At 47.7% G+C, this 25,893-nt stretch carries 21 protein-coding genes and 1 tRNA gene; 14 read left to right on the forward strand and 8 right to left on the reverse strand.

Features of this window, described 5'->3' with window-relative positions:
• Positions 1-20 precede the first annotated feature (20 nt).
• Complete coding sequence (gene pepE, locus QM717_RS01690) at positions 21-728, forward strand: dipeptidase PepE (RefSeq protein ID WP_415034196.1); 708 nt, start codon at positions 21-23, stop codon at positions 726-728.
• Between the two features lie 233 nt (positions 729-961).
• Here pepE and QM717_RS01695 read toward each other — a convergent pair.
• Positions 962-1,034, reverse strand: a tRNA-Gly gene (locus QM717_RS01695).
• A gap of 155 nt (positions 1,035-1,189) precedes the next feature.
• Here QM717_RS01695 and QM717_RS01700 point away from each other — a divergent pair.
• On the forward strand, positions 1,190-1,621 hold the full coding sequence (locus QM717_RS01700) for a GNAT family N-acetyltransferase (protein ID WP_415034198.1): 432 nt from the start codon (positions 1,190-1,192) through the stop codon (positions 1,619-1,621).
• A 54-nt stretch (positions 1,622-1,675) separates the two neighbouring features.
• On the forward strand, positions 1,676-3,253 hold the full coding sequence (locus QM717_RS01705) for a L,D-transpeptidase family protein (protein ID WP_415034200.1): 1,578 nt from the start codon (positions 1,676-1,678) through the stop codon (positions 3,251-3,253).
• Here the strand turns inward: QM717_RS01705 and QM717_RS01710 are convergent.
• Positions 3,242-3,946 carry a murein L,D-transpeptidase catalytic domain family protein gene (locus QM717_RS01710; protein ID WP_415034202.1) on the reverse strand — a complete coding sequence of 235 codons (705 nt, stop codon included), beginning with the start codon at positions 3,944-3,946 and terminating at the stop codon, positions 3,242-3,244. The genes QM717_RS01705 and QM717_RS01710 overlap by 12 nt on opposite strands.
• A 235-nt stretch (positions 3,947-4,181) precedes the next feature.
• On the opposite strand from QM717_RS01710, the gene QM717_RS01715 reads away from it, so the two are divergent.
• The 7 genes from QM717_RS01715 to apaG all read left to right on the forward strand — a co-directional run bounded on the left by QM717_RS01715 (position 4,182) and on the right by apaG (position 12,875).
• The gene (locus QM717_RS01715; protein WP_415034204.1) at positions 4,182-6,593 is read left to right on the forward strand and encodes a DUF5916 domain-containing protein; all 2,412 of its coding nucleotides are present in this window, start codon (positions 4,182-4,184) and stop codon (positions 6,591-6,593) included.
• Between the two features lie 98 nt (positions 6,594-6,691).
• Positions 6,692-8,209 (forward strand): 2,3-bisphosphoglycerate-independent phosphoglycerate mutase, encoded by a 1,518-nt coding sequence (gene gpmI / locus QM717_RS01720; RefSeq protein ID WP_415034206.1) that lies wholly within the window; start codon positions 6,692-6,694, stop codon positions 8,207-8,209.
• An 88-nt stretch (positions 8,210-8,297) separates the two neighbouring features.
• Positions 8,298-9,062 (forward strand): DUF2490 domain-containing protein, encoded by a 765-nt coding sequence (locus QM717_RS01725; RefSeq protein ID WP_415034208.1) that lies wholly within the window; start codon positions 8,298-8,300, stop codon positions 9,060-9,062.
• A gap of 223 nt (positions 9,063-9,285) precedes the next feature.
• On the forward strand, positions 9,286-10,104 hold the full coding sequence (gene map / locus QM717_RS01730; RefSeq protein WP_415034210.1) for a type I methionyl aminopeptidase: 819 nt from the start codon (positions 9,286-9,288) through the stop codon (positions 10,102-10,104).
• 208 nt (positions 10,105-10,312) lie between these two features.
• Positions 10,313-11,077 (forward strand): class I SAM-dependent methyltransferase, encoded by a 765-nt coding sequence (locus QM717_RS01735; RefSeq protein WP_415034212.1) that lies wholly within the window; start codon positions 10,313-10,315, stop codon positions 11,075-11,077.
• Between the two features lie 82 nt (positions 11,078-11,159).
• Positions 11,160-12,416 (forward strand): DUF5103 domain-containing protein, encoded by a 1,257-nt coding sequence (locus QM717_RS01740; protein WP_415034214.1) that lies wholly within the window; start codon positions 11,160-11,162, stop codon positions 12,414-12,416.
• A 72-nt stretch (positions 12,417-12,488) separates the two neighbouring features.
• The gene (gene apaG, locus QM717_RS01745) at positions 12,489-12,875 is read left to right on the forward strand and encodes a Co2+/Mg2+ efflux protein ApaG (RefSeq protein WP_415034216.1); all 387 of its coding nucleotides are present in this window, start codon (positions 12,489-12,491) and stop codon (positions 12,873-12,875) included.
• A gap of 129 nt (positions 12,876-13,004) precedes the next feature.
• Here the strand turns inward: apaG and pdeM are convergent, their stop codons facing one another.
• The 5 genes from pdeM to QM717_RS01770 all read right to left on the reverse strand — a co-directional run bounded on the left by pdeM (position 13,005) and on the right by QM717_RS01770 (position 19,397).
• Entirely contained in the window at positions 13,005-13,640 is a 636-nt protein-coding gene (gene pdeM, locus QM717_RS01750; RefSeq protein ID WP_415034218.1) for a ligase-associated DNA damage response endonuclease PdeM, read from the reverse strand.
• Positions 13,637-16,096 (reverse strand): ligase-associated DNA damage response DEXH box helicase, encoded by a 2,460-nt coding sequence (locus QM717_RS01755; protein ID WP_415034220.1) that lies wholly within the window; start codon positions 16,094-16,096, stop codon positions 13,637-13,639. Before QM717_RS01755 ends, pdeM begins: the two co-directional genes overlap by 4 nt.
• Before the next feature lie 235 nt (positions 16,097-16,331).
• Entirely contained in the window at positions 16,332-17,930 is a 1,599-nt protein-coding gene (locus QM717_RS01760) for an ATP-dependent DNA ligase (protein ID WP_415034222.1), read from the reverse strand.
• Positions 17,927-18,961: a ligase-associated DNA damage response exonuclease gene (locus tag QM717_RS01765; protein ID WP_415034224.1), complete on the reverse strand. Its 1,035-nt coding sequence runs from the start codon at positions 18,959-18,961 to the stop codon at positions 17,927-17,929. Before QM717_RS01765 ends, QM717_RS01760 begins: the two co-directional genes overlap by 4 nt.
• A 19-nt stretch (positions 18,962-18,980) precedes the next feature.
• The gene (locus QM717_RS01770; RefSeq protein ID WP_415034226.1) at positions 18,981-19,397 is read right to left on the reverse strand and encodes a hypothetical protein; all 417 of its coding nucleotides are present in this window, start codon (positions 19,395-19,397) and stop codon (positions 18,981-18,983) included.
• Between the two features lie 63 nt (positions 19,398-19,460).
• Between QM717_RS01770 and pruA the strand changes: the two genes are divergently transcribed.
• Positions 19,461-21,092: an L-glutamate gamma-semialdehyde dehydrogenase gene (gene pruA, locus QM717_RS01775; RefSeq protein WP_415034228.1), complete on the forward strand. Its 1,632-nt coding sequence runs from the start codon at positions 19,461-19,463 to the stop codon at positions 21,090-21,092.
• A gap of 78 nt (positions 21,093-21,170) precedes the next feature.
• Positions 21,171-22,193, forward strand: coding sequence for a T9SS type A sorting domain-containing protein (locus QM717_RS01780; protein ID WP_415034230.1), 1,023 nt, complete (start codon positions 21,171-21,173; stop codon positions 22,191-22,193).
• 400 nt (positions 22,194-22,593) lie between these two features.
• Here the strand turns inward: QM717_RS01780 and rsmG are convergent, their stop codons facing one another.
• The gene (gene rsmG, locus QM717_RS01785; protein WP_415034232.1) at positions 22,594-23,226 is read right to left on the reverse strand and encodes a 16S rRNA (guanine(527)-N(7))-methyltransferase RsmG; all 633 of its coding nucleotides are present in this window, start codon (positions 23,224-23,226) and stop codon (positions 22,594-22,596) included.
• 110 nt (positions 23,227-23,336) lie between these two features.
• On the opposite strand from rsmG, the gene QM717_RS01790 reads away from it, so the two are divergent.
• Positions 23,337-24,434 carry a fatty acid desaturase family protein gene (locus QM717_RS01790; protein WP_415034234.1) on the forward strand — a complete coding sequence of 366 codons (1,098 nt, stop codon included), beginning with the start codon at positions 23,337-23,339 and terminating at the stop codon, positions 24,432-24,434.
• Between the two features lie 24 nt (positions 24,435-24,458).
• Positions 24,459-25,646 carry a pyridoxal phosphate-dependent aminotransferase gene (locus QM717_RS01795; protein WP_415034236.1) on the forward strand — a complete coding sequence of 396 codons (1,188 nt, stop codon included), beginning with the start codon at positions 24,459-24,461 and terminating at the stop codon, positions 25,644-25,646.
• The last annotated feature ends 247 nt before the right edge of the window (positions 25,647-25,893 follow it).

Consider the following 25,893-nt stretch of genomic DNA (forward strand, 5'->3'; position numbering starts at 1 on the left):
CGACAACAAACCCAGTTGCCATGAAAAAATTGATTATCGCCAGCACCTCAACTTTGCACGGCGGCGAATACCTCGAATACCTTTTGCCGACACTCGAGGTTTTCTTTAAAGATTGCCGTTCGATCCTGTTCATCCCGTATGCTCGCCCGGGCGGAATTTCGCACGATGCCTATACCGACAAGGTGCGATCGGCCTTTGCCCAGATCGACAAAAACGTCAGCGGATTGCACGAATACGACAACCCAAACCAAGCCATCAAGAAAGCCGAGGCGATTTTCACCGGTGGCGGCAATACCTTTTTGCTGGTCACGCAATTGTACAAAAACCAGGTCATGGAAACCCTGGCCGAAACGATCAAGAACGGAACGCCCTACCTGGGCAGCAGCGCCGGCAGCAACATCACCGGACTGACGATGCAAACCACCAACGACATGCCGATTATTTACCCGCCGAGTTTCCAGACTTTGGGTATGATTCCGTTCAATTTGAATCCGCATTATTTGGATGCCGATCTGCAGTCGAAGCACATGGGCGAAACGCGCGAGACAAGAATCAAGGAATTCCACCAATTCAATTCGGTGCCGGTTTTGGGATTGCGCGAAGGCAGTTGGCTCGAAGTTTTGGGCGACCAGATTATCCTCAAAGGCGATTTGAAAGCGCGTTTGTTCAGGCAAAACCACGAAGCGGAGGAATTGGAAACGGGAAGCGATTTGTCTTTTTTGAGATAGATTGTCGGATTTTCAGACTCCAACAATCCGAAGCGAAGCGTGTCTGCAGCCGAAGACGTTTCTGATAATCTGAAAGGCGCAGCCGAGTCTGAAAGCGAAGCGTGTCCGCGTTAGGGATTGGAGCGAAAAGCCCGCAGCGAGGAACGAGCGAGGACTTGTAGTGGAAAGCCCGACGGCGGCGCAGCAAGCCGGAACGCCATAAAAAAAGCCCGAACAAATGTTCAGGCTCTAAGAGCGGAAGACGAGGCTCGAACTCGCGACAACCAGCTTGGAAGGCTGGAGCTCTACCAACTGAGCTACTTCCGCATAACGGTGCAAATATAAATAACAATTTTGCTTTGTTGCAAGTTTTTGGAGGTAAAAAATTGTTTTTTGATGGTCATGCGGTGCAAACTGAAACGATAAATATTTTATTTTTAAACCGTTACCGCCCGATTTTGGGGTCATAAAATTTTATAAAAATGGTAAAAGAAATCAGCGCCACCGAGACTTTTTCGGTGCGCCAACCGGTTTTGAGGGCCGGAAAACCAATCGAAAGTTGCCACTTTGATGGCGACCAGCTCGACTCGACCAAACATTTTGGCTATTTTGAAAATGGAAATTTGATCGGTATCGCGTCGATGTTTGCCATCCCGAATACGGCTTTCGATTCGGCAAACCAGTTCCAACTGCGCGGCATGGCGGTGCTGCCGAACCACCAGAAAAAAGGCATCGGCGAGCAATTGGTGGCTTATGCCGAAAACGACGCCAAAAAGCGAAATGCCGATTTGATTTGGTTCAACGCGCGCGAAATCGCCGTGGGCTTTTACCAGAAATTGGGTTATGAAATCTTTGGGAAACCGTTTGAGATTGCCGATATCGGGCCGCACTATATTATGTTCAAAAGATTCTGACACTTGTCGGCCAACGCATGCCGGAATTGGTTATCTTGTTTTTAAATTCGCCCCATGCAGAAGCTTATTCTTGTCATATTGTCTTTACTCTTGATCGGTTGCAAAAAGGAAAATCCGGTTGCCGAGCCCAAACCGAAGGAAATCGACCTCAGGCGCGACTCGACCAGCATTGCGTTTGATTCGACCGTGGTCACCAAAAAAGACGATGCGACTTTGACGGCATTCTACCGTTCCTATGGTTTTGCTACGGTTTGGATTGCGCCCGCGGAGCGCAAAAAACTGCTCGAATTGCTACAATCTTCCGAAAAGGAAGGACTTTTCCCGAACGATTACAACGTCAAAAAAATCGAAAAACTCGAAGCCAAAGTCAACAAACTATCCGATGCCGAAATGGTGTCTTATGATTTCCTGCTCACGGCCTCGATCCAAAAATACATCTGGCACCTCAGCAACGGCAAGCTCGACCCGAAGAAAATCTACCGCGACTGGGACTTGAAAAAGAACCCGATCGACATCAATGCGTTGCTGCACAATGGCATCGAAGGCGATTCGCTGGCCCAGTCGCTCGAAAGCATCAAACCCCAACACGTGATTTATCAAAGTCTCAAACAGGCTTTGGTGGAATTGGACAACTATCCGAAAGACACGGTCAAGACGATGACTTTTACCGAAAAGATCGTGCGCGGCGACACCAGTTCGATCATTCCCTCGATCAAAAGACGTTTGATCATCTGGAAAGAACTGGCACCGATGGACACCATCACCAAAATCTACGACAAGAAAACCTGGAAAGCGATCAAGAATTTCCAACGCCGGCACGGGCTCGCGACCGATGGCGTAATCGGGAAAGGCACGGTCGAGGCGCTCAATTTTTCACCGATCCGGCGCAAGCAACAGGTCATGGCGAATCTCGAGCGTTGGCGCTGGTTCCCGCGTGATTTCGGCGATCATTATATTATCGTGAATATTCCGGGGTATTATTTGCGGATCATCAAAGACGGCGATACGATCGAACGCAAACGCATCGTAGTAGGCAAAGCCGAACGCAAGACACCGATTTTGTCTTCGACTTTCAACAACATTGTCTTTAATCCAACCTGGACGGTGCCGCCGACCATCATTCGCGAAGATCTCGTGCCCGACGCGACGAACAACCGCAGTTATTTCGCCAACCGCAGCATTACGATCTATAATTCGAAAGGTGCGGTCGTTGATCCACAAAAATGGAATCCCAAAAATCCACGGGCTTACCGCTATGTCCAGGCGCCGGGTTATTACAATTCCTTGGGCGTGGTCAAGTTCAATTTCCCGAACCATTACACCGTGTATTTGCACGATACGAACCACCGCGATTATTTCGGGAAAAACTACCGCAGTTTGAGCTCGGGTTGTGTGCGTGTCGAAGATCCGCTGCCGATGGCCGAGTATATGCTCAATGATTCGATCAAGTGGAACCGCGCCAAAATCGATACTTTGGTCGCGACCAAAAAAACGACGACGATCAATCTGAAGCAAAAAATAAGGCTGCACCAATTGTATTGGACAGCCTGGAGGGAAAGGAACGGCGATTTGGAATTCCGTCCCGATATTTACAACCTCGATGAGGATTTGTACCAGAAATTACGAAAGTAACTTGCACGGCGCTTTTCTGGCCGGATGGTAGATGTACAAACAAGATTTGCCTTGGATCGCATCGATGATGTCATCGGTCAGTTCTACCGGAATGGCCGGACAACCTTGACTTCTTCCCAAGCGTTTGTGGTTTTTGATGAACGATTCCGACACATAATCGGCGCCATGCATCACGACGGCGCGGTTTCGGGCATTGTCATTGACGCCACGCTCCTGTCCGTCTAATTTGAGTGACTTGCCGTGTTTGCCGTTGTAGATTTCGCCGGTGATATAAAATCCGAGGCTGCTCTTGAACGATTCCGAAACATTCGAAAAACGGTTCGCGAATTCCTCGCCTGAGTTTTTGCCATGCGCCACGAGCGAGTGGAACAAAATGGTATTGGTAGACAAATCGATGACCCAAAGCCTTTTGGTATTCGACGACAAGCTGAAATCGACCAAAGTCAAAATATCCTTGGTGACTTTGCCTTCGGCTTTCAAGGCATAAAAACCTTGGAGCGCTTTGGAGAAGCTTTCCATCTTGGGTAAAGCGGAAATGGTAGCGGAATGGAGTTGGCCGTAAACAGCAGCCGCTTTGGTTTCAATCGCCGAAGCGGTAGTCGTGGCAATACGGGTTGGTTTTTCCGAACGGGTTTGGTTGGTTGAGAATGACATCAGCAGCAACGCCATCATCGGTAAAATTCTATAAATCATTCTTTTTGTTTATGTTAGACATAGATTGGGGACGGCAAAAATAGAAACTTCGATCAATTAAAAAAATTTTTTAACATTAAAATAATCGTCGAAATGCAAAAATTACCGACAAACTACATAATTAGAATGATTGAGGAAAACTTGGAAGGGTAAAACGCAAGAGTTTGCGAATTATTGTAAAAAGATTGTGATTTTGAGTAAAATAATTATTTTTGTTTGACCAACCCCAAGTTGTATGACGAAAAAACTGTGCTTTCTGACAGCATTCCTACTCTTGACCATGAGCGTTTCGTATGCGCAGCGCAAGTCTTTGCAGGCAATTTCTGTTACTGAAAATATTACAGTAGACGGCGTCCTGAACGAAGAAATCTGGAAAACCGCACCCATCGGTTCCGATTTCGTGATGTTCGAACCCGACAACGGCAAACTTGTCGACGAATCCCGAAAAACCAATGTGCAGGTCGTTTACAATGACGATGCGGTGTACATCGCCGCGACGATGTATGACAACGAGCCGCAAAAAATGCTCAAGGAAGTCACGCAACGCGATCTTTTTGGGACCTCGGAACACTTTGGGGTGTTCATCAACGGCTACAACGACGGCCAGCAGGATTTTCGATTTTTTGTCAGTTCGGCCAACGTACAGATGGATTGCGTGTTCACCGACCAAGGCGGCGAAGATTTTACCTGGGATGCAATTTGGGAAAGCAAGGTCAAGATCACCGATTACGGTTGGGTTGTCGAAATGAAGATTCCGTATGCCTGGCTGCGTTTCTCCAAGGACCCGATCCAAACCTGGGGCATCAATTTCTATCGTGAGTTTCGCCGCGATCGTCAAAAATACACCTGGAATTTCATCGATGCGAAAATTGCCAACGAAAGCCTGCAATCGGGTTATCTCGAGGGCATCCAATACATCAAGCCGCCGACGCGTTTGTTCTTCATTCCCTATTCTTCTTATTATTATGAATCGAACAACGCCGGTTCGGAAGACAAATTCAAGCTCGGCATGGACATCAAATACGGCATCAGTGACGCCTTTACGCTCGACGCGATTCTCGTTCCCGATTTTGGGCAGACGCGGTTTGACAATGTCGTGCTCAACCTCGGCCCGTTCGAGCAGCAGTTCAACGAAAACCGGCCTTTCTTTACCGAAGGTACCGAATTGTTCAACAAAGGAAACCTATTGTATACACGGCGCATAGGAGGCGAACCCTCGACCTATCCGGTCACCAACGCAAATGAAAAAGTAACCGAATATCCATCGGCGGTGAACTTGATCAATGCGCTCAAGGTTTCGGGCCGCACCAAAGGCGGGCTAGGAATTGGCGTACTCAACGCGGTGACCGAAAAGACCGACGCCATCGTGGTGGACCAGGTTTCGGGTGAACGCCGAAAAGTAGAAGTTGAGCCGTTGGCCAATTACAATGTGGTCGTTGTCGACCAGCGTTTCAACCAAAATTCATCGGTTTCGCTTGTCAATACCAATGTGACGCGGAACGGCCAGTACCGCGATGCCAATGTGACAGCGGGCGTTTTTGACCTCAATACACGCAAGAACACCTACAACGCTTCGGGCAATTTCAAATACAGCTACATCAACGAAAACGGCATCGGCAACGACCGCAAAGGCTTCAGCACTTATTTGAATTTGGGGGAAACCAGTGGCAAATACCGTTACCGCGTGGCCGGAAGTTATGTCTCAAAGGACTACGACAACAACGACCTTGGCATCAATTTCCTGACGAATTACCATACGGTCGAGGCTTATGGCAACTACCGCATCCTGAATCCGACCAAACATTACAACACGTTTGTATTTTACACCGAGTTGTATTCTGAATTCCAGAACTCCACGGGCCGCATGCAACAGGGAACGCTCAATATGTATGTGAATTCTACGAGCCGCAAGAACCACTATTTGGGTTATGGGGTCAACATCCGGCCGTTCAAGACCTATGATTTCTATGAGCCGCAAACCGAAGGACGTTTTGTCGAAATCCCAGAAAATTACCGCGGCTGGATTTATTTTTCTTCCAATTACAACAACCGTCTGGCGCTCGACATCGAACCGTCGATCCAGATGACGAGTGAAAAAGACCGCTACAATTTCGAGTTTTTTGTAAGTCCGCGCTACCGGGTCAGCAACAGCATCCTGCTCATTTACAGCTACGATTACCTCTACAACAAAAATAACCGCGGACTCATTGCGTTTTCGGGCGATGACATCGTTTTTGCCAAACGCGACCGCGATACGCATACGCACACGCTCGAGTCAAAGTTTGCGATCAACAACAACATGACGGTCAAGTTACTGGCGCGGTATTATTGGTCGTATGCCAAAAACACGGCCTTTGAAAATTTGCAGGCCGATGGCACTTTGGCGCCTTCGACTTATAATGTAGACAAAAACGTCAACTTCAACACCTGGAATTTCGATTTGTCGTATTCGTGGTGGTTTGCCCCGGGCAGCCAATTGTCGTTCCTGTACCGCAACAATGCCTTGTCGGATACGCGCAACCTCAACTACATCGACAAGAATTTCGGCGACAACTTCAGCCGACTGCTCAAGGACGATTTGACCAATGTATTCTCGGTCAGCATCCGCTATTATATCGATTACAACAAGGCCAAAAACTGGTTTTAAATTATTTTTAACCGAAGCCTGATTTTCTGCTGTTGACATTTTGGCTATCTTTGTTCACACAAGGCCGAAGGCCGAACCGACAACGTAAAACCACTTCCATGAACAAAAAAGTCATCCTCATGATCCTGGACGGCTGGGGAAAATCGCCCGACCCGAAAGTTTCCGCCCCTGATAATGCCCAAATTCCTTTCATCAAAAGTCTTTTCGAAAAGTATCCGAACGCCGAACTGCGCACCGACGGACTCAACGTAGGTTTGCCCGACGGCCAAATGGGCAATTCCGAAGTCGGCCACATGAACCTCGGCGCGGGCCGCATCATCTACCAGGATCTGGTCAAGATCAATCTTGCGGTCGAAAACAAGACGTTCAACAAGGAAAAAGCGATTGCCGATGCGTTTCATTATGCCAAGGAATATGATAAAGATGTGCATTTTTTAGGTTTGGTTTCGAACGGTGGCGTGCACTCACACATCAGCCATTTGAAAGGACTCATCGATGCCTCGCACGATTACGGATTGGAAAAAGTATATGTCCATGCGTTTACCGATGGGCGCGACGTCGACCCGAAATCGGGTGCGGGTTTCATTGGAGAAATCGTCGACCATGTCAAAGGCACTTCGGCAAAACTGGCTTCGGTTGTCGGACGTTATTATGCGATGGACCGCGACAAACGTTGGGAACGTGTCCAAAAAGCCTATGATTTATTGGTACACGGAACCGGAACGCATTCCAAAGATGCCGTTCAAAGCATCGAACAAAGTTACGCCAGTAACATTACCGACGAATTCATCGAACCCATCGTAATGACCAACGAGCGCGACGAACCGCTCGTGACGATCAAGGAAGGCGATGTCGTGATTTTCTTCAACTTCCGCACCGACCGCGGGCGCCAATTGACCGAAGTACTGTCGCAAAAAGACCACCCGGAGCACCACATGCACAAGATGAATTTGTATTATGTGACGATGACCAACTACGACGATACGTTCAACAACATTTACCGTATTTTTGACAAGGACAACATCACCGAAACCTTGGGCGAAGTGCTGTCGAAGCATGGTAAAAAGCAAATCCGCATCGCCGAAACCGAAAAATACCCGCATGTGACGTTTTTCTTTTCGGGCGGGCGCGAAGAACCCTTTGAAGGCGAAACACGGATCCTGCGCAACTCTCCTAAAGTCGCGACCTATGATTTGCAACCCGAGATGAGTGCGTTCGAACTCGCCGATGCGTTGGTCCCGGAACTCGATAAAAACGAAGTCGATTTTGTGTGCCTCAATTTTGCCAATGGCGACATGGTAGGCCATACCGGCGTTTTCGAGGCCGCGGTCAAAGCCTGCGAAGCCGTGGACCAATGCGCCCAAAAAGTAATCACTGCTGCGTTGAAAAATGGTTACACGACCATCGTCATCGCCGACCATGGCAATTGCGAAACGATGGTCAATCCGGACGGCAGCCCGAATACGGCGCACACGACCAATCCGGTACCGATCATTCTCGTGGATGTCGAATTGAAGCACATCCACAGCGGAATTCTGGGCGACATTGCCCCGACCATTCTTGATTTGATGGGCGTCCCGCAACCGGCAGCCATGACCCAACATTCCCTTTTGTAGTTTTTGGCCACGAATCACATGAATTTTCAGTACTCCATCTGTGCCAATTCGTGCAATTCGTGGCTTTCACTTTTGATTTATTAATGATTTGAAAACCAAATATTTTTTCTTCCTGCTGCTGTTTGCAGTGAGCGCCGTGACTGCACAAAACCGAATCACCGACAAGAATAACATCGGTTGGTATAATGCCAACATTTCGTGGAATCTTTCCGAGCGCTGGGGTTTGCAGACCGAATACCATTGGCGCCGTGTCGATTATGGCGAAAATTGGCAACAGGGTTTGTTGCGCGTCGGGGTCAATTACAAACTGACGCCCGAGACGCTGCTGCGCGTGGGTTATGGTTGGGCCGAGACTTATCCGTATGGTGACATCCCGATCAACGGCATGGGCAAGGATTTTACCGAACACCGAATCTTTGAAATGGTGCAATTCAACAATAAGATTTCCCAACTCGGCATCAGCCACCGGTTCATGCTCGAACAGCGTTGGGTGGGCCGTTACACCAAGGCCAGTCTCGACAAGGAAGACGATTATTTGTACCTGAACCGTTTGCGGTATATGGTGCGTTTCCAATTGCCTGTTTATAAGAAATTATATGCCGCAGTGTACGACGAATTGTTCATCGGATTTGGTGGAAACATCGGCGAGAATATTTTTGACCAGAACCGTTTTGGTGCGCTCATCGGTTATCCGCTTACCAAAAATTTCAAGCTCGAAGGCGGTTACCTGAACCAGACGGTACAACTCGGGCGTGAAGTCAACAACAAAAATGTATTCCAGCACAACAATGGTTTCATCGTTTCGGCCCTGTTCAATTTCGATTTGTACCAGCAAGATGTGCAGAAACAATAGTTTTTTACCGCAGTATTCTAAAGTAAAGCAAAATGCCGCAAAGATTTTGACTCTTTAGGAAGGACATTCGCAAATTAGCTTGTGGAAAAATTAGGCACCTTGCACTTGGGGAACTTTGCAAATCTGTTTCTCCCTTTGCGGTTAAGAATTAATAAAGATTGCTTACTTTTGCAAACTGATCCGAGACCGCTAGGTCGAACGGAATCTAGTTAAATCTGACAGTATGATCATTCAAAAAACAAGGGAAGAAATCGAACTCATGCGCGAAAGCGCCTTGTTGGTTTCCAAGACATTGGGCATGATTGCGGGCGAAATCAAACCCGGCATCACCACATTGCAACTCGATAAAATGGCGGAGCAATTCATCCGCGACCACCATGCCATTCCGGGGTTCCTCGGATTGTACGGCTGTCCTTCGACACTTCTGACCAGTGTCAACGAGCAGGTCGTACACGGTTTGCCAACCGCCCGACCGATTGAGGAAGGCGACATCGTTTCGGTGGACTGCGGTGTGTTGAAAAACGAATTTTACGGCGACCACGCCTATACTTTCGAGATTGGGGAAGTCGCGCCAGAAACCAAAAAATTGCTGCAGGTTACCAAAGAATCACTGTATGTCGGCATCCGCGAATTCCGCATGGGCAACCGCGTGGAAGATGTGGGCAATGCCATCCAAAAATACACCGAGGCGCAGGGTTATGGCGTCGTGCGTGAACTCGTGGGACACGGACTCGGCAAGAAAATGCACGAAGATCCCGAAATGCCGAATTATGGTAAACGCGGCCGCGGCAAATTGTTCATCGAAGGCATGGTTGTCGCGATCGAACCGATGATCAACCTCGGGACCAAAAACATCAAGCACCTTAAGGACGGCTGGACGATCGTGACCGCCGATAAAAAACCGAGCGCGCATTTCGAACACGATGTAGCCATGATCGATGGAAAGCCGGAATTGCTGTCGACTTTCGCTTATATTTATAAGGCTTTGGGCATCGAGAGCGATGAGGAAAATGAATTCAGGAAAGTGCCTTTGGCGGTTTAACAACCGTAATGAAAAAAGTATAGTTTTTCTGTAAGGAGTGTTTTTGGATAATTTTTATTTTCGCTTTAGGGAAGGGGGCAATGAAGGTATTCCCTACAAAATCTCCAAATTACTCAAAAACAGAAATCCTGTACATTTTGTTAATTTTTAATTCCAAATTTGAGTTTGCCCGAAGTTGTTCTCGCCACTCAAGAATGTTGCCCTATAAATGAAGAAAATCTTCAAGTTCATATTAAATACCATTCCGAGGCCGCTGCTCATCCGTTTGAGCTATGTGGCCAGGCCCGTTTTGGCATTGCTTTTAAAAGGAAATACATTCACAGACCCGATCGATGGCAAAAGCTTCCGCATGTTCTTGCCCTACGGATACGGTACACAGCGCAACAATGTGTTATCTCCGAGCACACTTTCGCTCGAACGCCATCGTTTGCTTTGGCTGTATTTGAAGAATGAAACCGATTTCTTCACCGCACCCAAAAAGGTCCTGCACTTCGCCCCCGAACAGGCTTTCTATATATTGTTCCGCGAGCAGAAGAACCTCGATTACACGACCACCGATCTGTTTTCGCCCTTGGCCGATGTCAAGGCAGACATCTGCAACCTGCCGTTTGCCGACAACCAATACGATGTAATCCTGTGCAACCACGTACTCGAACACATCCCCGATGACACCAAAGCGATGCAGGAACTCTACCGCGTACTCAAACCAGGCGGTATGGGTATTTTTCAGATTCCGCAGGATTTGAAACGCGAAAAGACGTTTGCCGATGATTCGATTACCGATCCAAAGGAGCGCGCCAAAATCTTTGGGCAATACGATCATGTGCGTGTGTACGGCCGTGATTATTTCGACAAATTGCGCAGCATCGGGTTCAAAGTCATTGAAGAAGATTACACCCAAAAAATCAGTCCTGAACTCGTCCAAAAGTATTGCCTGGCCCCAGGCGAAATCATTCCGGTTTGCTTCAAATAGCCGATAATTAACATTTCGCGCGTCTCCCACACAATTTCCGTAAACATAATTTGTTATATTTACAATTCTGAAAGTAACAATTATGACCAAACAGTTTCTTGCCGGATTGCTTTTCCTCTTGGCAATTCCGTTTACCTCGGCACAGGTTGAAAAAGAAGTGGCGCCGCCTTACAACATCAAAACGGTAACTTTTGTACAAAATGGAATCAATATGGTGCCGTTGTTCCGGTTGGGTGACTCATTCCAGTTCCAGTTTGACGATTTGTTTGGCAACGAGGCCAATTATTATTATGTGATCCAGCATTGCGATTACGACTGGAAACCATCGCAGCTTGTCAAGGCAGAATACATCCAAGGATTTGACGAACAACGCATCCAGGATTACCAGAATTCTTTCAATACCTTACAGATTTATTCGCATTACAGGGTGTCGTTCCCCAACCAAAGGATGACGCGTTTTTTGGTCAGCGGCAATTACATGCTCAAAATCCTCAATGAAGACCGGGAAGTGGTTTTTTCGCGCAAATTTATTCTTTACGAAGATTTGGTCAGCGTACCGATGCAGGTCAAACGCGCGCGCAACGTCGCCGACATCAATTTCAAGCACAACCTCGATTTCGCGATCAAATCGGCCAACATCCAATTCCAGAATCCGCTCAAGAACATCAAAGTGCTGTTGCTGCAGAACGGGCAATTGAATACGGGAATCACCAACATCAAACCGATGTACACCATCGGCAACGACCTGATTTACAAATACGACGCCGAGACGCAGTTCTGGGGCGGAAACGAATTCATGTATTTTGAAAACAAGGACATCCGCGGCGCCAACAATTTTGTGGCAAGAATTGATGCCGGCAGCGGATTGTACAATGCTTATCTGTATACCAACAACGCGCGTGGCGGCAATCCATACACCAATTATCCCGATTACAACGGAAACTTCATCATCAAGAACGTCAATGCCGAAAACAACGAAATCGAAGCCGATTATGCCTGGGTGTTTTTCTCGCTTTCGGCCCCGGCCTATTACGGCAAAGGCGACATCTACATCAACGGGATGTTCAACAATTATGTCTTGACGCCCGAAAACAAAATGGATTACAACAAAGAGAAAGGCATTTATGAAAAGGCCATCATGATCAAACAGGGTTTTACCAATTACCAATATGTGATTGCCGACAAAACCGGGAAAATCGACAATGCCAATGCAGTCGATGGAAATTTCTACCAAACCATCAGCGATTATTTCGCCTTGGTGTATTACCGCGAAAACAACCAACGCTACGACCGTGTGATCGGAAAAGGCGTGGCCAGTTCAGAAGACATAATAAATTGATAAATTTAACCTTAAAAACACGTATCGATTTCAATTTTTTGTAAATTTGACGTGATTTTCAATAAAATAGCTATGGTTTCACAAATCACTAGAGGTATAAAAATCTCGGTCTTGACGACTTTTGAAGGCACATACTTCAAAAATCACAAGATTCATTTTGCCTTTAGTTATGAGATTACCATAGAAAACCACAGCAAGGATTCGGTGCAACTGACCTCGCGCCACTGGGAAATCTTCGACTCGCTCAACGATTTGGAAACCGTAGATGGCGAAGGCGTAATCGGGAAAAAACCGGTCCTTAAACCTGGTGAATCGCACACCTACAATTCGGGCTGCTTGCTCTCCTCTCCTTTCGGTGCGATGCGCGGTTGGTTCAATATGGTCAACTTCACATCGACGCGTACTTTTAAAGTAATCGTTCCGAGTTTCCGACTCAGCGCTCCTTTTGCGTTGAATTGATATTCCTTTTTTTTGCCACGAATGCACGAATTATTTTTAGAACGATAATTTGTAAAAGTCTTGGACGACAAAGTGAATTTGACACTTTATCCTTCAAATCATTTGCACTAAAAATTCGGGGATTCGTGGCTAACAAACCACCACAACTTCTGCATTTGCAATCGCAAATACACAATCGTGTTCTGTAGGAACAAGATAATATCTTCCTGTAAAGGTCCCGAATGCCGGTAAAATCATCTGATTGGGTTTCCGAAAAAAACAAGGCAATTTGAGCGATTGCCTGCCCGAACCACGCAATTCAATTCCGGGATGGAGGTGTCCGGAAAAATTAAAAAAGCCTTCCCTTTCCTCGGGATGATGCGTCAACAAAAAAACACCGATCAACCATTCGTTGCCTACTGCTATTCCCAAATCTTCATAGTGCTTTTGATCGATGATGTCGTGGTTGCCCGCCACCAAAATAATCCGCGCATCGGTTTGCGAAACCCAATCGGCAAACATTTCCCATTCCGCATTTTTCTTGCTGTGGAACAAATCGCCCAAAAAGACAATGCTTTCCGGCCGGAAATAATCGACTGCCGCATCAAGCTGCAGGAAGTTTTTAGCAATCGGGTGCATCGGCACCGCAACGCCATGTTTCCTGAAATGCATTACTTTTCCGAGATGTACATCCGAGATGAGCAACAATTGCTGTTCAAGCCAATACAGCGCGCCGCTCGGATGCATCACAAAAGTTTGCCCTTGTATCGAAATGCTCTGGGTCATTTTTCTTTCATATAAGCGGCCGTCATCTTCTTGATACGCTCGGCCAGAGTTTCACTGCTCAGTTTCTCGCGCAGGCGGTCGGTGATGATCGGGAAGCTGAACGGCGTGGGTTTTTCGCATCTTCTCCAAACGATTTCTTGTAAGCCAATACGTTCCAAGGCTTGGATGACACGGCCTTCTTCCAATTGGTGTTCGAAAACTTCGCGGTATGCCTGTTGGAACAGCAAATTATCGGGTTCATAATCGCGGAACACCTCAAACAACAACTGGGAACTGCCCTGCAAATGTTTGGTCTTGACCAATTTTCCCGGAAAACCAGTAAAAACCAATCCCGAAATGACCGCAATATCGCGAAATTTCCGGCGCGCCATTTCGGTCGCGTTGAGGCTTTTCTGCAAATCATGGTGCACATGGGCCGGCGAAAACAAATCGTTGTCGAGTACATTTTGCATGTCGATTTCCTGATCCGACAGCAATTCGAATCCGTAATCGTTATACGCCAAAGAAAACGAGATCGGCGACAGCAAACTGATGCGATACGCGAGCAAACTGGCCAACGCCTCGTGCACGAACCGCCCTTCGAACGGATAGAAAATCGCATGATAGCCTTCGCGCGTCTTGAATGTTTCAATCAGGAATTCGCCTCCGTTCGGGACAATCGATTCCTTGCGTTGGCGTTTAAAAACCGGGGCGAGCGCCTGCAATTCGACCGACAATTGATCTTCGTTGGCCGAATACAATTCCTGCCGCAGCATTTCGCTCATCTGTGCCGAGAACGACAGACGGCCGCCCATCCAACTGACGAGTTTCGAACTTTTGGCATTTTCGGCACTTTTGACCAACACCTGCATTTGTTTGACCTTATACAATTCGAGTTTTCGCCCTGCAAACGTAAATACATCGCCCGGTTTGAGCTTCGAAATGAACCATTCCTCAATCGTCCCGATAAAACCGCCGCCCAAGAATTTGACGTTCAAAACCGCATCGCCCACAATCGTCCCGAGCTGCATGCGGTGGTGCATCGCAACCATACGGCTGTTGATTTTGTACAAACCATTGGGTTCGATTTCGACTTTTTTGTACTCGTCGTAGGCCAACAAACTTTGGCTGCCTTTGGTGATGAAATTCAAAATCCATTGCCAATGTTCTTCGCTCATCGCCTGATAACAAAAAGTCGATTTGACTTCTTCAACTATTTCATCCGGAAAAAATCCATCAGAAACCGCCAAAGTATTGAGGTATTGCACCAAAACATCCCACGAATTCAAATACGGAATCCGGTCTTCGACCACCGTTTGCGCGACCGCCTTGCGCAAGGCCGACGCCTCGATGAGTTCCATCGCATGTGTCGCCAGAAAATAAATCACGCTTTCTTTTCCGGGTTGGTGTCCGCTCCTGCCCGCGCGCTGCATGAAACGCGCCACGCCTTTCGGCCCACCGATTTGCACGATCGATTCAACCGGCGCAAAATCGACCCCGAGATCCAAACTCGAGGTACAGACCACGACTTTCAATTCCTCATTGCGGATCGCCTGTTCGACCCAAAGCCGTGTATCGCGGTTGATCGAACCGTGGTGCATGGCCATTTCCCCTGCGAATTCGGGATACTTTTCGAGCATCCGTTGGAACCAGATTTCGCAGGCCGAACGCACGTTGGTAAACACCAAAGTCGTTCGGCTGCGCTTGATGATGTCGGCGACTTCATCCACCAAATGCAAACCCATGTGACCGCGCCAAGGATAAGCCTCCATTTTGTCGGGAAGCACCGACAGCACCTTGATTTTCTTATCGATGTTGGCCCGGATCAATACCGCATTCTCCAAGGTTTTGGAATCATTGCCCAGCAGTACTTCGCGCGCCTGTTCCAAATTGCCGATCGTCGCCGAAATGCCCCAGATGCGCATCTTCGGCGCTACCGTCTTGAGCCGCGACAATGCCAGTTCGATCTGTACGCCGCGTTTGGTTCCGAGCAATTCGTGCCATTCGTCAATCACGATCGCACCGCAATTTTCAAACGTCTTGGCATACCCTTTCGAAGCGAGCAACAAATGCAGACTTTCAGGTGTTGTAATGAGCAAATCGGGCATTTTGCCTTTCTGTTTGGCGCGTTCGGCCGTGGTCGTATCGCCCGATCGGATGCCGACGGTCAACGGCAAATCCAAATCGGCAATGATGCGCTCGGCGGCCTGTTTGATTTCGACCGAAAGCGCGCGCAAGGGCGTGATCCAAACCGCTTTGAGCCCCGGATTGTATCGGGTTTTTTCCTGCGTTTGCAAATAATCGAGTACAATCGGAATCCAGAGCGCATAGGTTTTCCCGCTGCCCGTCGGCGCGTTGAGCAGTCCATTTTTGCCTTGCAGAAAAGCCGTCCATGTCTCCTTTTGAAACGGGAACGGTTTCCAGTTCTGGCTTTTGAACCAATTATCGGCGATATCAAATAATTCTTTTCTGTTCATTTTTTGGGCGTGCCGGTGGTTCGACATCTCCTTTTATTTTAATTTTATGGCCGCCGTCAGGCTGTCCGCTCTATCTTTTCCGCGCCAAAGACGCGCGAAAAAGGATGCCGCTTCCATCCTTCACGCGACCGAGCGTTAATAAACAGTCCAGTGGACGGTTTAGCTTCGCTCAGTTCGGCTCCGCCTCGGGTTAGCGAAGGGGCGAGGCGGCGCGTTGGCCAAGTCGAATATATTGTTAACTAATCAAACTTTTCAAATCTTCAATCGAATTCGCGTCTTCGATTTTCTTGTCGTGCCGCCACCGCAAAATCCTCGGAAATCGTGTCGCCACGCCGCTCTTGTGCCGCTTCGACAACGCAATCCCTTCAAACCCAATCTCAAAAACCAATTGTGGCGTCACGCTGCGCACCGGCCCGAAACGTTCGAGCGTATTTTTTTTGATCCAGTCGTCCACTTTCCTGAACTCGGCATCGGTCAAACCCGAGTAGGCTTTGGCGAAGGTCACGAGTTCGCGGCCGCTTTCGGTTTCTTGCCACAACGCAAACGTATAATCGGTAAACAGGTTGGCACGTCGCCCCGATCCTCGCATCGCATAGGTCAACACCGCATCAATCGTGAGCGGTTCGATTTTCCATTTCCACCAGTCGCCTTTCTTGCGTCCGACACCGTAAACCGAATCTTTCCTTTTGAGCATCAAACCTTCGGAATGCAGTTCGCGTGCGCGCATCCGTTCTTCGGTTACCGCTTCCCAAGAATCAAGCGCTACGGTTTCCGACAACAGCAGCGGCAGGTTTTTGTCTTTAATTTGTTGATACAAATCTTCGAGCAATTGCCGTCTTTTCGAATATGATTCATTTCGAATGTCTTCCCCATTCCATTCCAATAAATCATAAGCCTTAATAATAACAGGCGTTTTTTGGAGCAAATCGGCCGAAACGGTTTTGCGTCCGATGCGCGTTTGTAAATCATTAAACGTTCCGATTTGTCCGTCGGGAAAGGGCAAAATCTCGCCGTCGATGACAGTTCCATCGGGAATCAATTCGAGCAATTTTTGAAATTCGGGGTATTTATCGGTGACCAATTCCTCGCCACGGCTCCAGATATAGATTTCGCCTTCGCGGATAATCGTCTGCGAGCGGATGCCGTCCCATTTGTGTTCAATCGCCCACGCATCAGGTTTCCCGAGATCGGCTATTTCGCCTTCAATCGGATAAGCCAGGTAAAACGGATACGGTTTGGATTGGTAATCGGAGCTTTTCTCATCCAAAACCAACTGCTGGAATGTAACCGCATTCGGGTTCCAATTCCCCATAAGTTTGTAGGCCAAAACGTCTTCATCGACACCGGTGGCTTTCGACAAGGCGCGCGTCATGAGTTTTTGGCTCACGCCGATGCGGAAACTGCCCGTAATCAATTTGGTAAAAACGAAACGTTCGTAATAACTCAAGGACAGCCAATTTTGGTGCAGGTAATTGCGTTTTTCTTCGTCGGTTTTGGATTTGAGTGCAATCATTTCGCGTAGGAATTCTGTCAAACTTTTATCCGAATGTTCATCGGTGGGCGGAATAATGAGCGCAATCGTCTCGGCCAAATCGCCCACAATATGGTAGCTTTCCTCGAACAACCACAGCGGAATGTTCGCCAGTTCGTTGGCCCAGATGCGCAACAAAGTGGTATTGACCGGACGCGGCGGCCGGCGGTGCGACAAAATTGCAATCGTCCAAACCTTGTCTTGGTCCGAAGCCACGCGGAAATATTCGGTCAGTGCATTGACCTTGTCCGAGGTTTTGTTGGAACCGTCTAGCGTTTTGATAAGCTGGGCGAAGTTTTTCATGCGGCGTTTTCAGATTCATCTTTGTCGTTGGCTTCGGCCAAATCGCCTTCATCGCCTTCGTATTGGGTTTGTTCGGTGCGGGCATCATAACCCAATTCGCGCAGGTATCGCGAGAAGATATCCGAATAGCCGTGTGTGCAGATGATTTTTTCGGCCCCCGTCGATTTGATGCTGTCGAGCAGGCTGTACCAATCGCAATGGTCGCTGAGCACAAAACCCTTGTCAATCGCGCGCCGTCTTCTGGCGCCACGAAATGCCATCCAACCCGAAGCCGAGCCGGTGACAAAGGGCGTCATGCGGCGAATCCAAGTACTGCCATGTGCGCTAGGTGGCGCCAAGACTATATTTCCTAGCAAATCTTCTTTCTTGGTTTCATATGTGATGCGTGTCGTGGGCGGAAAATCGACCATCGGACGCAGGACGTTCGTCATGTTTTCGACGGCACCGTGCGTGTAGATTTTCCCGATGTCGGTGTCGAGGTATTTGAGCAACCGTTGGGCTTTACCCAAAGTATAGCCGAATAAAATGGAGGTTTTGCCTTCGGCTTTATTCGTTGCCCACCAATTGTTGATGTCGGTAAAGACTTCCTGTTGCGGCAGCCAATTGAACGCAGGCAAACCGAACGTGTTTTCGGTGATGAAGGTATGGCATTTGACGGTTTCGTAAGGTGTCGAGATGCCGTCGTCCTCGACTTTGTAATCGCCCGTAAACACCCAGATTTCGCCTTTGTATTCGACGCGAATCTGCGCCGAACCGATGATGTGTCCGGCCGGATGCAACGAAAATTTTACGCCATTGATTGTAAACGTCTCGTTCCAATCCTTGCCCGTCACATTGATGTCGCCCAAACGGTGTTTGATGATCGGCACATTCCAATGGTGCGTGATGTAATGCTTGTGCCCCCAGCGCGAATGATCAGCGTGACCGTGCGTGATGATGGCCTTGTCGACGGGCCGCCACGGATCGAGATAGACATCGGCTTGCTGGCAGTAGATGCCTTTGTCGTTGAAGGCTAGAAGCGGTGTTTTCATTTTTTGGATTTGTATAAAGTTACGCGCTGTGGTTTATATTTGGAATAGGTTTTTTTATAACTTTTTCAGGAATGAACGACTTCTCGTTCCAAGCGTAATCAATATTTTCAATTGTCAACACACGTTCTTCGTGAGCCCGCGCGCTTGAATCGTGGCAGGCGGGCACCTGCTTTTCGAAAATTCGTAGAAATGAAATGCTGTTTGAGCGAAGCGAGTTCATTTCATTTCCGAATTGAGAAAATAGCAGGTCGCCGAACGATTGCGCGCCAGGCATTTTTGTTTCTTTTGTTGCCCTACAAAAGAAAGCCCTCGCGGCAGCATAGCCCCGATAAAGCCGGTATCCTTTTGTGGAGTTTACGAAACAAAAGATAAAGGCGAAAGCGGGAAAAAGCTCCCCAAAAAACACCTTGTTATCAAATTCGTAAAATGAATCCAAAACGAATAGTATTTCTTATCTTTGCACGACATTTTTTTGATAATTCTTAAAACAACATACGTTATGCTCAAAGGATTTTTCCATGTACCCAAAGCGGTCAACGAACCCGTAAAAACTTATCTGCCCAACAGCCCCGAGAAATTGGCGGTCAAGGCAGCCTATACCGAAATGTGGAATTCGAAAATCGATGTGCCGTTGTACATCGGCAGCGAGGAAATCCGCACCGGAAACACCAAAAACATGACGGCGCCGCACGACCACCAACACGTGGTGGGAACCTATCATTTGGCCGAAAAACAACACGTAGAAAAAGCAATCGCCAATGCATTGGCAGCCAAAGACGCCTGGGCAAACATGGCTTGGGAACAACGCGCGGCGATTTTCCTCAAAGCAGCCGAACTCATAGCCGGACCTTACCGTGCGAAAATGAATGCCGCAACGATGATTGCGCAATCGAAGACGATTTTCCAGGCAGAAATCGACTCGGCTTGCGAATTGATCGACTTTTTGCGTTTCAACGTCGAATTCATGACGCAAATTTACAACGACCAACCCAAGTCGACTTCGGACATGTGGAACCGTTTGGAATACCGTCCGCTCGAAGGTTTTGTGTATGCCGTGACGCCGTTCAACTTTACCGCGATTGCCGGAAACTTGCCTGCGAGTGCGGCGATGATGGGCAACGTGGTGATTTGGAAACCAAGCGACAGCCAGGTATTTTCGGCGAAAGTCATCATCGATGTGTTCAAGGAAGCCGGTGTTCCGGACGGTGTCATCAACGTCGTTTTTGGAGACGCGGCGATGATCAGCAACACGATTTATGAGCACGCTGATTTCGCAGGAATCCACTTTACAGGGTCGACGCAGGTGTTCAAGAGCATTTGGACGCAGATTGGCGCCAACATCAATAAATACAAGACTTATCCAAGAATCGTGGGTGAAACCGGCGGAAAAGATTTCATCATTGCGCACCCAAGCGCGAATGTGAAACAAGTCGTTACCGGAATCGTTCGCGGCGCATTCGAATTCCAGGGACAGAAATGTTCGGCGGCTTCACGCGGTTACATTCCGGCGAGTTTGTGGCCAGCGGTCAAAGAACAATTGATCGCCGATGTCCAATCGTTCAAAATGGGTTCGCCTGAAGATTTTACCAACTTCATCACCGCGGTGATCCATGAAGGTTCATTCGACAAATTGGCTTCGTACATCGACCAAGCCAAAAAAGATGCGAATGCCGAAATCATCGTCGGCGGAAACTACGACAAATCGAAAGGCTGGTTCATCGAGCCGACCGTGATCGTAACGACCGATCCAAAATACACGACCATGGAAACCGAATTGTTCGGCCCGGTCATGACAATTTATGTATACGAAGACGCGAAATGGGAAGAAACCTTGAAGCTTGTTGACCAAACTTCAGAATATGCATTGACCGGAGCCGTGTTCAGCCAAGACCGTTACGCAATCGAACAAGCCACCGAAGCCTTGAAAAATGCAGCCGGGAACTTCTACATCAACGACAAACCGACCGGAGCGGTCGTAGGCATGCAACCGTTTGGCGGTGCGAGAGGTTCGGGAACGAATGACAAAGCGGGTTCGGCGTTGAACCTGTTGCGTTGGGTTTCGCCGCGCACGATCAAGGAAACTTTCGTGACGCCTACGGATTACCGCTATCCGTTTTTGCAAGAGAAATAATCACATTTCAATCAGATAAAAGCCCGGCGATGTTCGGGCTTTTTTTGTTATATTTGGTCAACCTTAAAAAACACGCTAATGAAGACAAAATTACTTTTGCTTTTTTCTTTTGCCTCTTTTTGCACATTCGCGCAAGCGCCGATCAATTCGTATTACGGCACCGACGGCGTCGAATTCTCGATTATTTTTGACGATATGGGAATCGATATGGTTCCTGCCGGGGCGAACGTGACCTGGAACATGGTCAATGTGGGCGAAATAGGAACTTCTATCGACGACGAGACTACGCCGACCGCGGGCGAACTGACGGATTTTCCCGGAACGACCAATGTGGTGACGACCACGAGCACGATTGCAGGCGTCGATTCTGAGTTTAAAATCTATTCAAAACATCCGGGCAATGTATTGTCGCTGACCGGAATCCAGAATGCCGATTTGCTGCTCAATTACAGTACGAACAACGCGGCACTCGGACTTTTCCCGATGAATTACGGTTTCACCAACACCGACAACATCGCCGGAAACTACGACAACGGCACGTATCAGGGTACTTTTACCGGAACCATCAACACTTCGGTGGACGCCTGGGGAACGTTGACCATCCAAGGCGACCCGGGCATGACCGATTTTACCGGCCCAGTGACCCGACTCAAAACAGTACAAAATATTTCACTCAATTATGGGATTTTTACCAATGTTGGAACCGTAACCGTAACGACTTACGGTTATTACAACGCCGATTTGCCGAACATCCCGAGATTCCGTTCGACCGTAACAACAGTTGTCGTGCCTTTGCTTTCGCTGAACCAAAGCTTTTCGCAATTTGAGGTTTTCAAATCGGCACCTTTGGCTGTGGATCAAATGCAACGAAATGCACAAACGGTAGTTCTTGCACCGAATCCAGTAGAAAATAGGCTTCAAGTTTTGGCAACGGACCAAAAAATCCAATCGGTGACCTTGACCGATGTGACTGGAAAAATCGTTTTGAGCGATTATTCACAAAACAGCACCATCGAAGTCAGCCGTCTGCAAAAAGGAATTTACTTTGCTACGATTGCCACCGATTCGGGTTCGACTACGAAGAAATTTGTCAAGAAATAGTTTCAAAGTCGCAAAGATGCAAAGTCGCAAAGTTTTTGTTTAGCAGAAACTTCGCGACTTTCTTTTTATACAAATTTTGACTAACTTAATGGGCAAAAAAAATCTTTGAATCTTTGAATCTTTGAATCTTTGAATCTTTGAATCTTTGAATCTTTGAATCTTTGAATCTTTGAATCTTTGAATCTTTGAATCTTTGAATCTTTGAATCTTTGAATCTTTGAATCTTTGAATCTTTGAATCTTTGAATCTTTGAATCTTTGAATCTTTGAATCTTTGAATCTTTGAATCTTTGAATCTTTGAATCTTTGAATCTTTGAATCTTTGAATCTTTGAATCTTTGAATCTTTGAATCTTTGAATCTTTGAATCTTTGAATCTTTGAATCTTTGAATCTTTGAATCTTACTTCGCCATAAACTTCAGTGGCAAATGCACCACTTTCTTCGTCTCAAAAAATTCATCGTTGAAGAATTCGGAGATATTGTATTGGGTCGCTTTGGGAAAATCTTTTAATTCTTCGGTCAAGTCGCCGCCTTTGAGATACAGAATCCCGTTGGGCAATTCGTGCTTGTTCTGTTTTTTGGTTTTGCCTTTGACCCAAGCCACAAAATCGGGCATGTTCGTCACGGCGCGGCTCACGACAAAATCGAAGTCACCTTTGACATTTTCGGCGCGCATTTGTTCGGCCTTTACGTTTTTGAGTCCGATTCCTTCGGCCACGGCCTGGACGACCTTGATTTTTTTCGCGATCACATCGATCAGGTAAAAACGGGTTTCGGGAAATAAGATCGCCAATGGAATTCCGGGGAATCCGCCGCCCGTCCCCACATCCAAAATGTACGTTCCAGGTTCAAAAGGCTGCACTTTGGCAATGGCCAGCGAATGCAAAACGTGCTTGGTGTACAACTCGTCGATATCCTTGCGCGAAATGACATTGATTTTGGCGTTCCAATCGTGGTACAACGCTTCGAGTTTTTGGAATTGTTCTATCTGTAAATCAGTCAGATTCGGGAATTGGCTGAGGATTTCTTCCATTTCAAAAATTTTCCCAAAAGTAAACATTTTTGTGTTGAAATATTTTCCCAATTAACATGTTTGCATTGGGATTAATCTATACCTTTGGGGACTCAATTTAGAATCATTATATGAATACCACCATCCCGACGTTTTCCAAAAACGACAGCATGAAATTCTTCCGCACGCTGAATTCCCGCGTCAACAATTACTTCAAGGAAAACAACATCAAAAAAACGGGCAACTGGAAATTGCACCTCAAGGCCGTAATCCTGTTCACCGTTTTCCTGACGCCGTACTTTTTGATCCTGACCTTGGACATGCCATTTTGGGTAATGTTGTTGTTGTCGGTCGTAATCGGAATCGGAATGGCCGGACTTGGCATGAACGTGATGCACGACGGCAACCACGGTTCGTATTCGACCAAATCCTGGGTCAACAAATTCATGGGCGGGACGATTTACATCCTCGCCGGAAATGTCTACAACTGGCAGGTGCAGCACAATGTTTTGCACCACACCTACACCAATATCCATGGGCACGATGAAGATTTGGATGCCGGAAAAATCATCCGCTTCACCCAAGATGCCGAATGGCGCCGTTTCCACAAATTCCAGCATTATTACTCGGTTTTCCTTTACGGATTGCTGACTTTCAACTGGGCACTCACAACCGATTTCCGCCAGATGCGCAGCTACCTCAAAAGAAAATTGTCCTACGGCGAGGCCAAAAGCCCGAAAATCCTGTGGACGACACTCATCATCACCAAAATCATCTATATTTCGGTTTGGATTGTCTTGCCGATTGTCATCGGATTGCCTTGGTGGGAAGTATTGATCGGATTTTTTGTGATGCATTACACGGCCGGGCTCATTTTGAGCATCGTGTTCCAATTGGCGCACGTAGTCGATGAAACGACCAATCCGGTGCCGAATGCAGAAGGCGAAATCGAAAACACCTGGGCCATCCACCAATTGTACACCACGGCCAATTTCGCCCCGAAAAATGCCATCGTCAATTGGTTCACGGGCGGATTGAACCACCAGATCGAACACCATTTGTTCCCGCACATCAGCCACATCCACTACGGAAAGATTGCCGATATCATCAAGCAAACAGCCAAAGAGTGCAACTTGCCGTACCACGAATTCAAAACCACACGAAGCGCCGTCATTGCCCATTTCAAGCATTTGCGCGACCTGGGAATGAAACCTGCTTTAACCGCATAAACCCGCATTAATCAAAAACACACAATGAATCACATCCTTTCGGACAGAATCAACAATTTGTCGACCTCGCAAACACTCGCGATGGCCGCATTGGCGAGGGAACTGAAAGCACAAGGCAAGGACATCATTTCCCTGAGCCTTGGCGAACCCGATTTCCACACCCCCGATTTCATCAAGGAAGCCGCCAAAAAAGCGATAGACGAAAACTACAGCACCTACACGCCCGTTGACGGTTACGTCGAACTCAAAGAAGCGATTTGCCGCAAATTCAAACGCGACAACAACCTCGATTACAAACCTTTGAACATTGTCGTATCGACCGGCGCCAAACAATCGTTGTACAACGTGGCACAGGTCATGCTCAATGAAGGCGACGAAGTCATTTTGCCGGCCCCGTTTTGGGTCAGCTATTACGAAATGATCAAACTCTCGGGCGGCGTCCCGGTTGAAGTGCCGACAACGGTAGAAACCGATTTCAAAATCACCGCCGACCAACTCGAAAAAGCGATCACACCCAAGACCAAAATGATGTGGTTTTCTTCGCCTTGCAACCCAAGTGGTTCGGTTTACAACCGCGAAGAACTGACTGCCATCGGCAAAGTCCTCGAAAAATACCCGAACATTTATATTGTTTCCGACGAGATCTACGAACACATCAATTTCTCCGGAACCTTCTGCAGCATCGCCTCCATCCCTGGATTATTTGACCGTACGATTACCGTCAACGGCGTGGCCAAAGCATTTGCGATGACTGGCTGGCGCATCGGCTACATCGGCGCACCCGAATTCATCGCCAAAGCCTGCACCAAAATCCAAGGCCAGGTCACCAGTGGTGCCAATTCGATTGCACAGCGTGCGACTATTGCCGCCGTCGATGCCGACCCAAGCGTTTTGAAAGACATGGTCAAGGCATTCCACAGCCGCCGCGATTTGGTCGTGAAGTTGATGCAGGACATCCCGGGCATCAAGCTCAACGTCCCGGAAGGCGCGTTCTACGTGTTTCCCGATGTTTCTTCGTTTTTCGGAAAAACGCTCAACGGAACCACAATCCACAACGCCGACGACTTCTCGATGTATTTGCTCTCACACGCCAATGTAGCAACCGTCACCGGCGACGCATTCGGCAACGCGAACTGCATCCGCATCTCTTACGCGACCAGCGAAGACGTGCTCACCGAAGCCATCAGAAGAATCAAGGAAGCTTTGGCTTAAAAAGTAACAGTATGAAGAAAGGCCACGAATTCACGAATAACAAAAAATTCGTGCATTCGTGGCTTATTTTTTTTAATCCGGGCGTTCCCTTCAGGCCGCGTTTTCCACAGTGCATGGCACTTTGCTGTACACGAGTGAAGCGACTGCCGAAGGAATCGCTAACGCGGACGTCCACTTCAATATTCGGAGTTCGTTAATCAACATTCGAAATTCAAAAATGTAGAATACCGAACTCCGAATATTGAAT

Source organism: Flavobacterium sp. (genome assembly GCF_047602195.1).
Classification (GTDB): Bacteria; Bacteroidota; Bacteroidia; order Flavobacteriales; family Flavobacteriaceae; genus Flavobacterium.

What these genes read in the sequence shown, in the direction of transcription:
- map (WP_415034210.1), top strand. Translation starts at nt 9,286, where the DNA reads ATGATCATTCAAAAAACAAGGGAAGAAATCGAACTCATGCGCGAAAGC.
- rsmG (WP_415034232.1), bottom strand. Translation starts at nt 23,226, where the DNA reads ATGGAAGAAATCCTCAGCCAATTCCCGAATCTGACTGATTTACAGATA.
- gpmI (WP_415034206.1), top strand. Translation starts at nt 6,692, where the DNA reads ATGAACAAAAAAGTCATCCTCATGATCCTGGACGGCTGGGGAAAATCG.
- pdeM (WP_415034218.1), bottom strand. Translation starts at nt 13,640, where the DNA reads ATGACCCAGAGCATTTCGATACAAGGGCAAACTTTTGTGATGCATCCG.
- QM717_RS01715 (WP_415034204.1), top strand. Translation starts at nt 4,182, where the DNA reads ATGACGAAAAAACTGTGCTTTCTGACAGCATTCCTACTCTTGACCATG.
- QM717_RS01740 (WP_415034214.1), top strand. Translation starts at nt 11,160, where the DNA reads ATGACCAAACAGTTTCTTGCCGGATTGCTTTTCCTCTTGGCAATTCCG.
- pepE (WP_415034196.1), top strand. Translation starts at nt 21, where the DNA reads ATGAAAAAATTGATTATCGCCAGCACCTCAACTTTGCACGGCGGCGAA.
- QM717_RS01735 (WP_415034212.1), top strand. Translation starts at nt 10,313, where the DNA reads ATGAAGAAAATCTTCAAGTTCATATTAAATACCATTCCGAGGCCGCTG.
- QM717_RS01760 (WP_415034222.1), bottom strand. Translation starts at nt 17,930, where the DNA reads ATGAAAAACTTCGCCCAGCTTATCAAAACGCTAGACGGTTCCAACAAA.
- QM717_RS01790 (WP_415034234.1), top strand. Translation starts at nt 23,337, where the DNA reads ATGAATACCACCATCCCGACGTTTTCCAAAAACGACAGCATGAAATTC.
- QM717_RS01765 (WP_415034224.1), bottom strand. Translation starts at nt 18,961, where the DNA reads ATGAAAACACCGCTTCTAGCCTTCAACGACAAAGGCATCTACTGCCAG.
- pruA (WP_415034228.1), top strand. Translation starts at nt 19,461, where the DNA reads ATGCTCAAAGGATTTTTCCATGTACCCAAAGCGGTCAACGAACCCGTA.
- QM717_RS01705 (WP_415034200.1), top strand. Translation starts at nt 1,676, where the DNA reads ATGCAGAAGCTTATTCTTGTCATATTGTCTTTACTCTTGATCGGTTGC.
- QM717_RS01700 (WP_415034198.1), top strand. Translation starts at nt 1,190, where the DNA reads ATGGTAAAAGAAATCAGCGCCACCGAGACTTTTTCGGTGCGCCAACCG.
- QM717_RS01795 (WP_415034236.1), top strand. Translation starts at nt 24,459, where the DNA reads ATGAATCACATCCTTTCGGACAGAATCAACAATTTGTCGACCTCGCAA.
- QM717_RS01755 (WP_415034220.1), bottom strand. Translation starts at nt 16,096, where the DNA reads ATGAACAGAAAAGAATTATTTGATATCGCCGATAATTGGTTCAAAAGC.
- QM717_RS01780 (WP_415034230.1), top strand. Translation starts at nt 21,171, where the DNA reads ATGAAGACAAAATTACTTTTGCTTTTTTCTTTTGCCTCTTTTTGCACA.
- apaG (WP_415034216.1), top strand. Translation starts at nt 12,489, where the DNA reads ATGGTTTCACAAATCACTAGAGGTATAAAAATCTCGGTCTTGACGACT.
- QM717_RS01710 (WP_415034202.1), bottom strand. Translation starts at nt 3,946, where the DNA reads ATGATTTATAGAATTTTACCGATGATGGCGTTGCTGCTGATGTCATTC.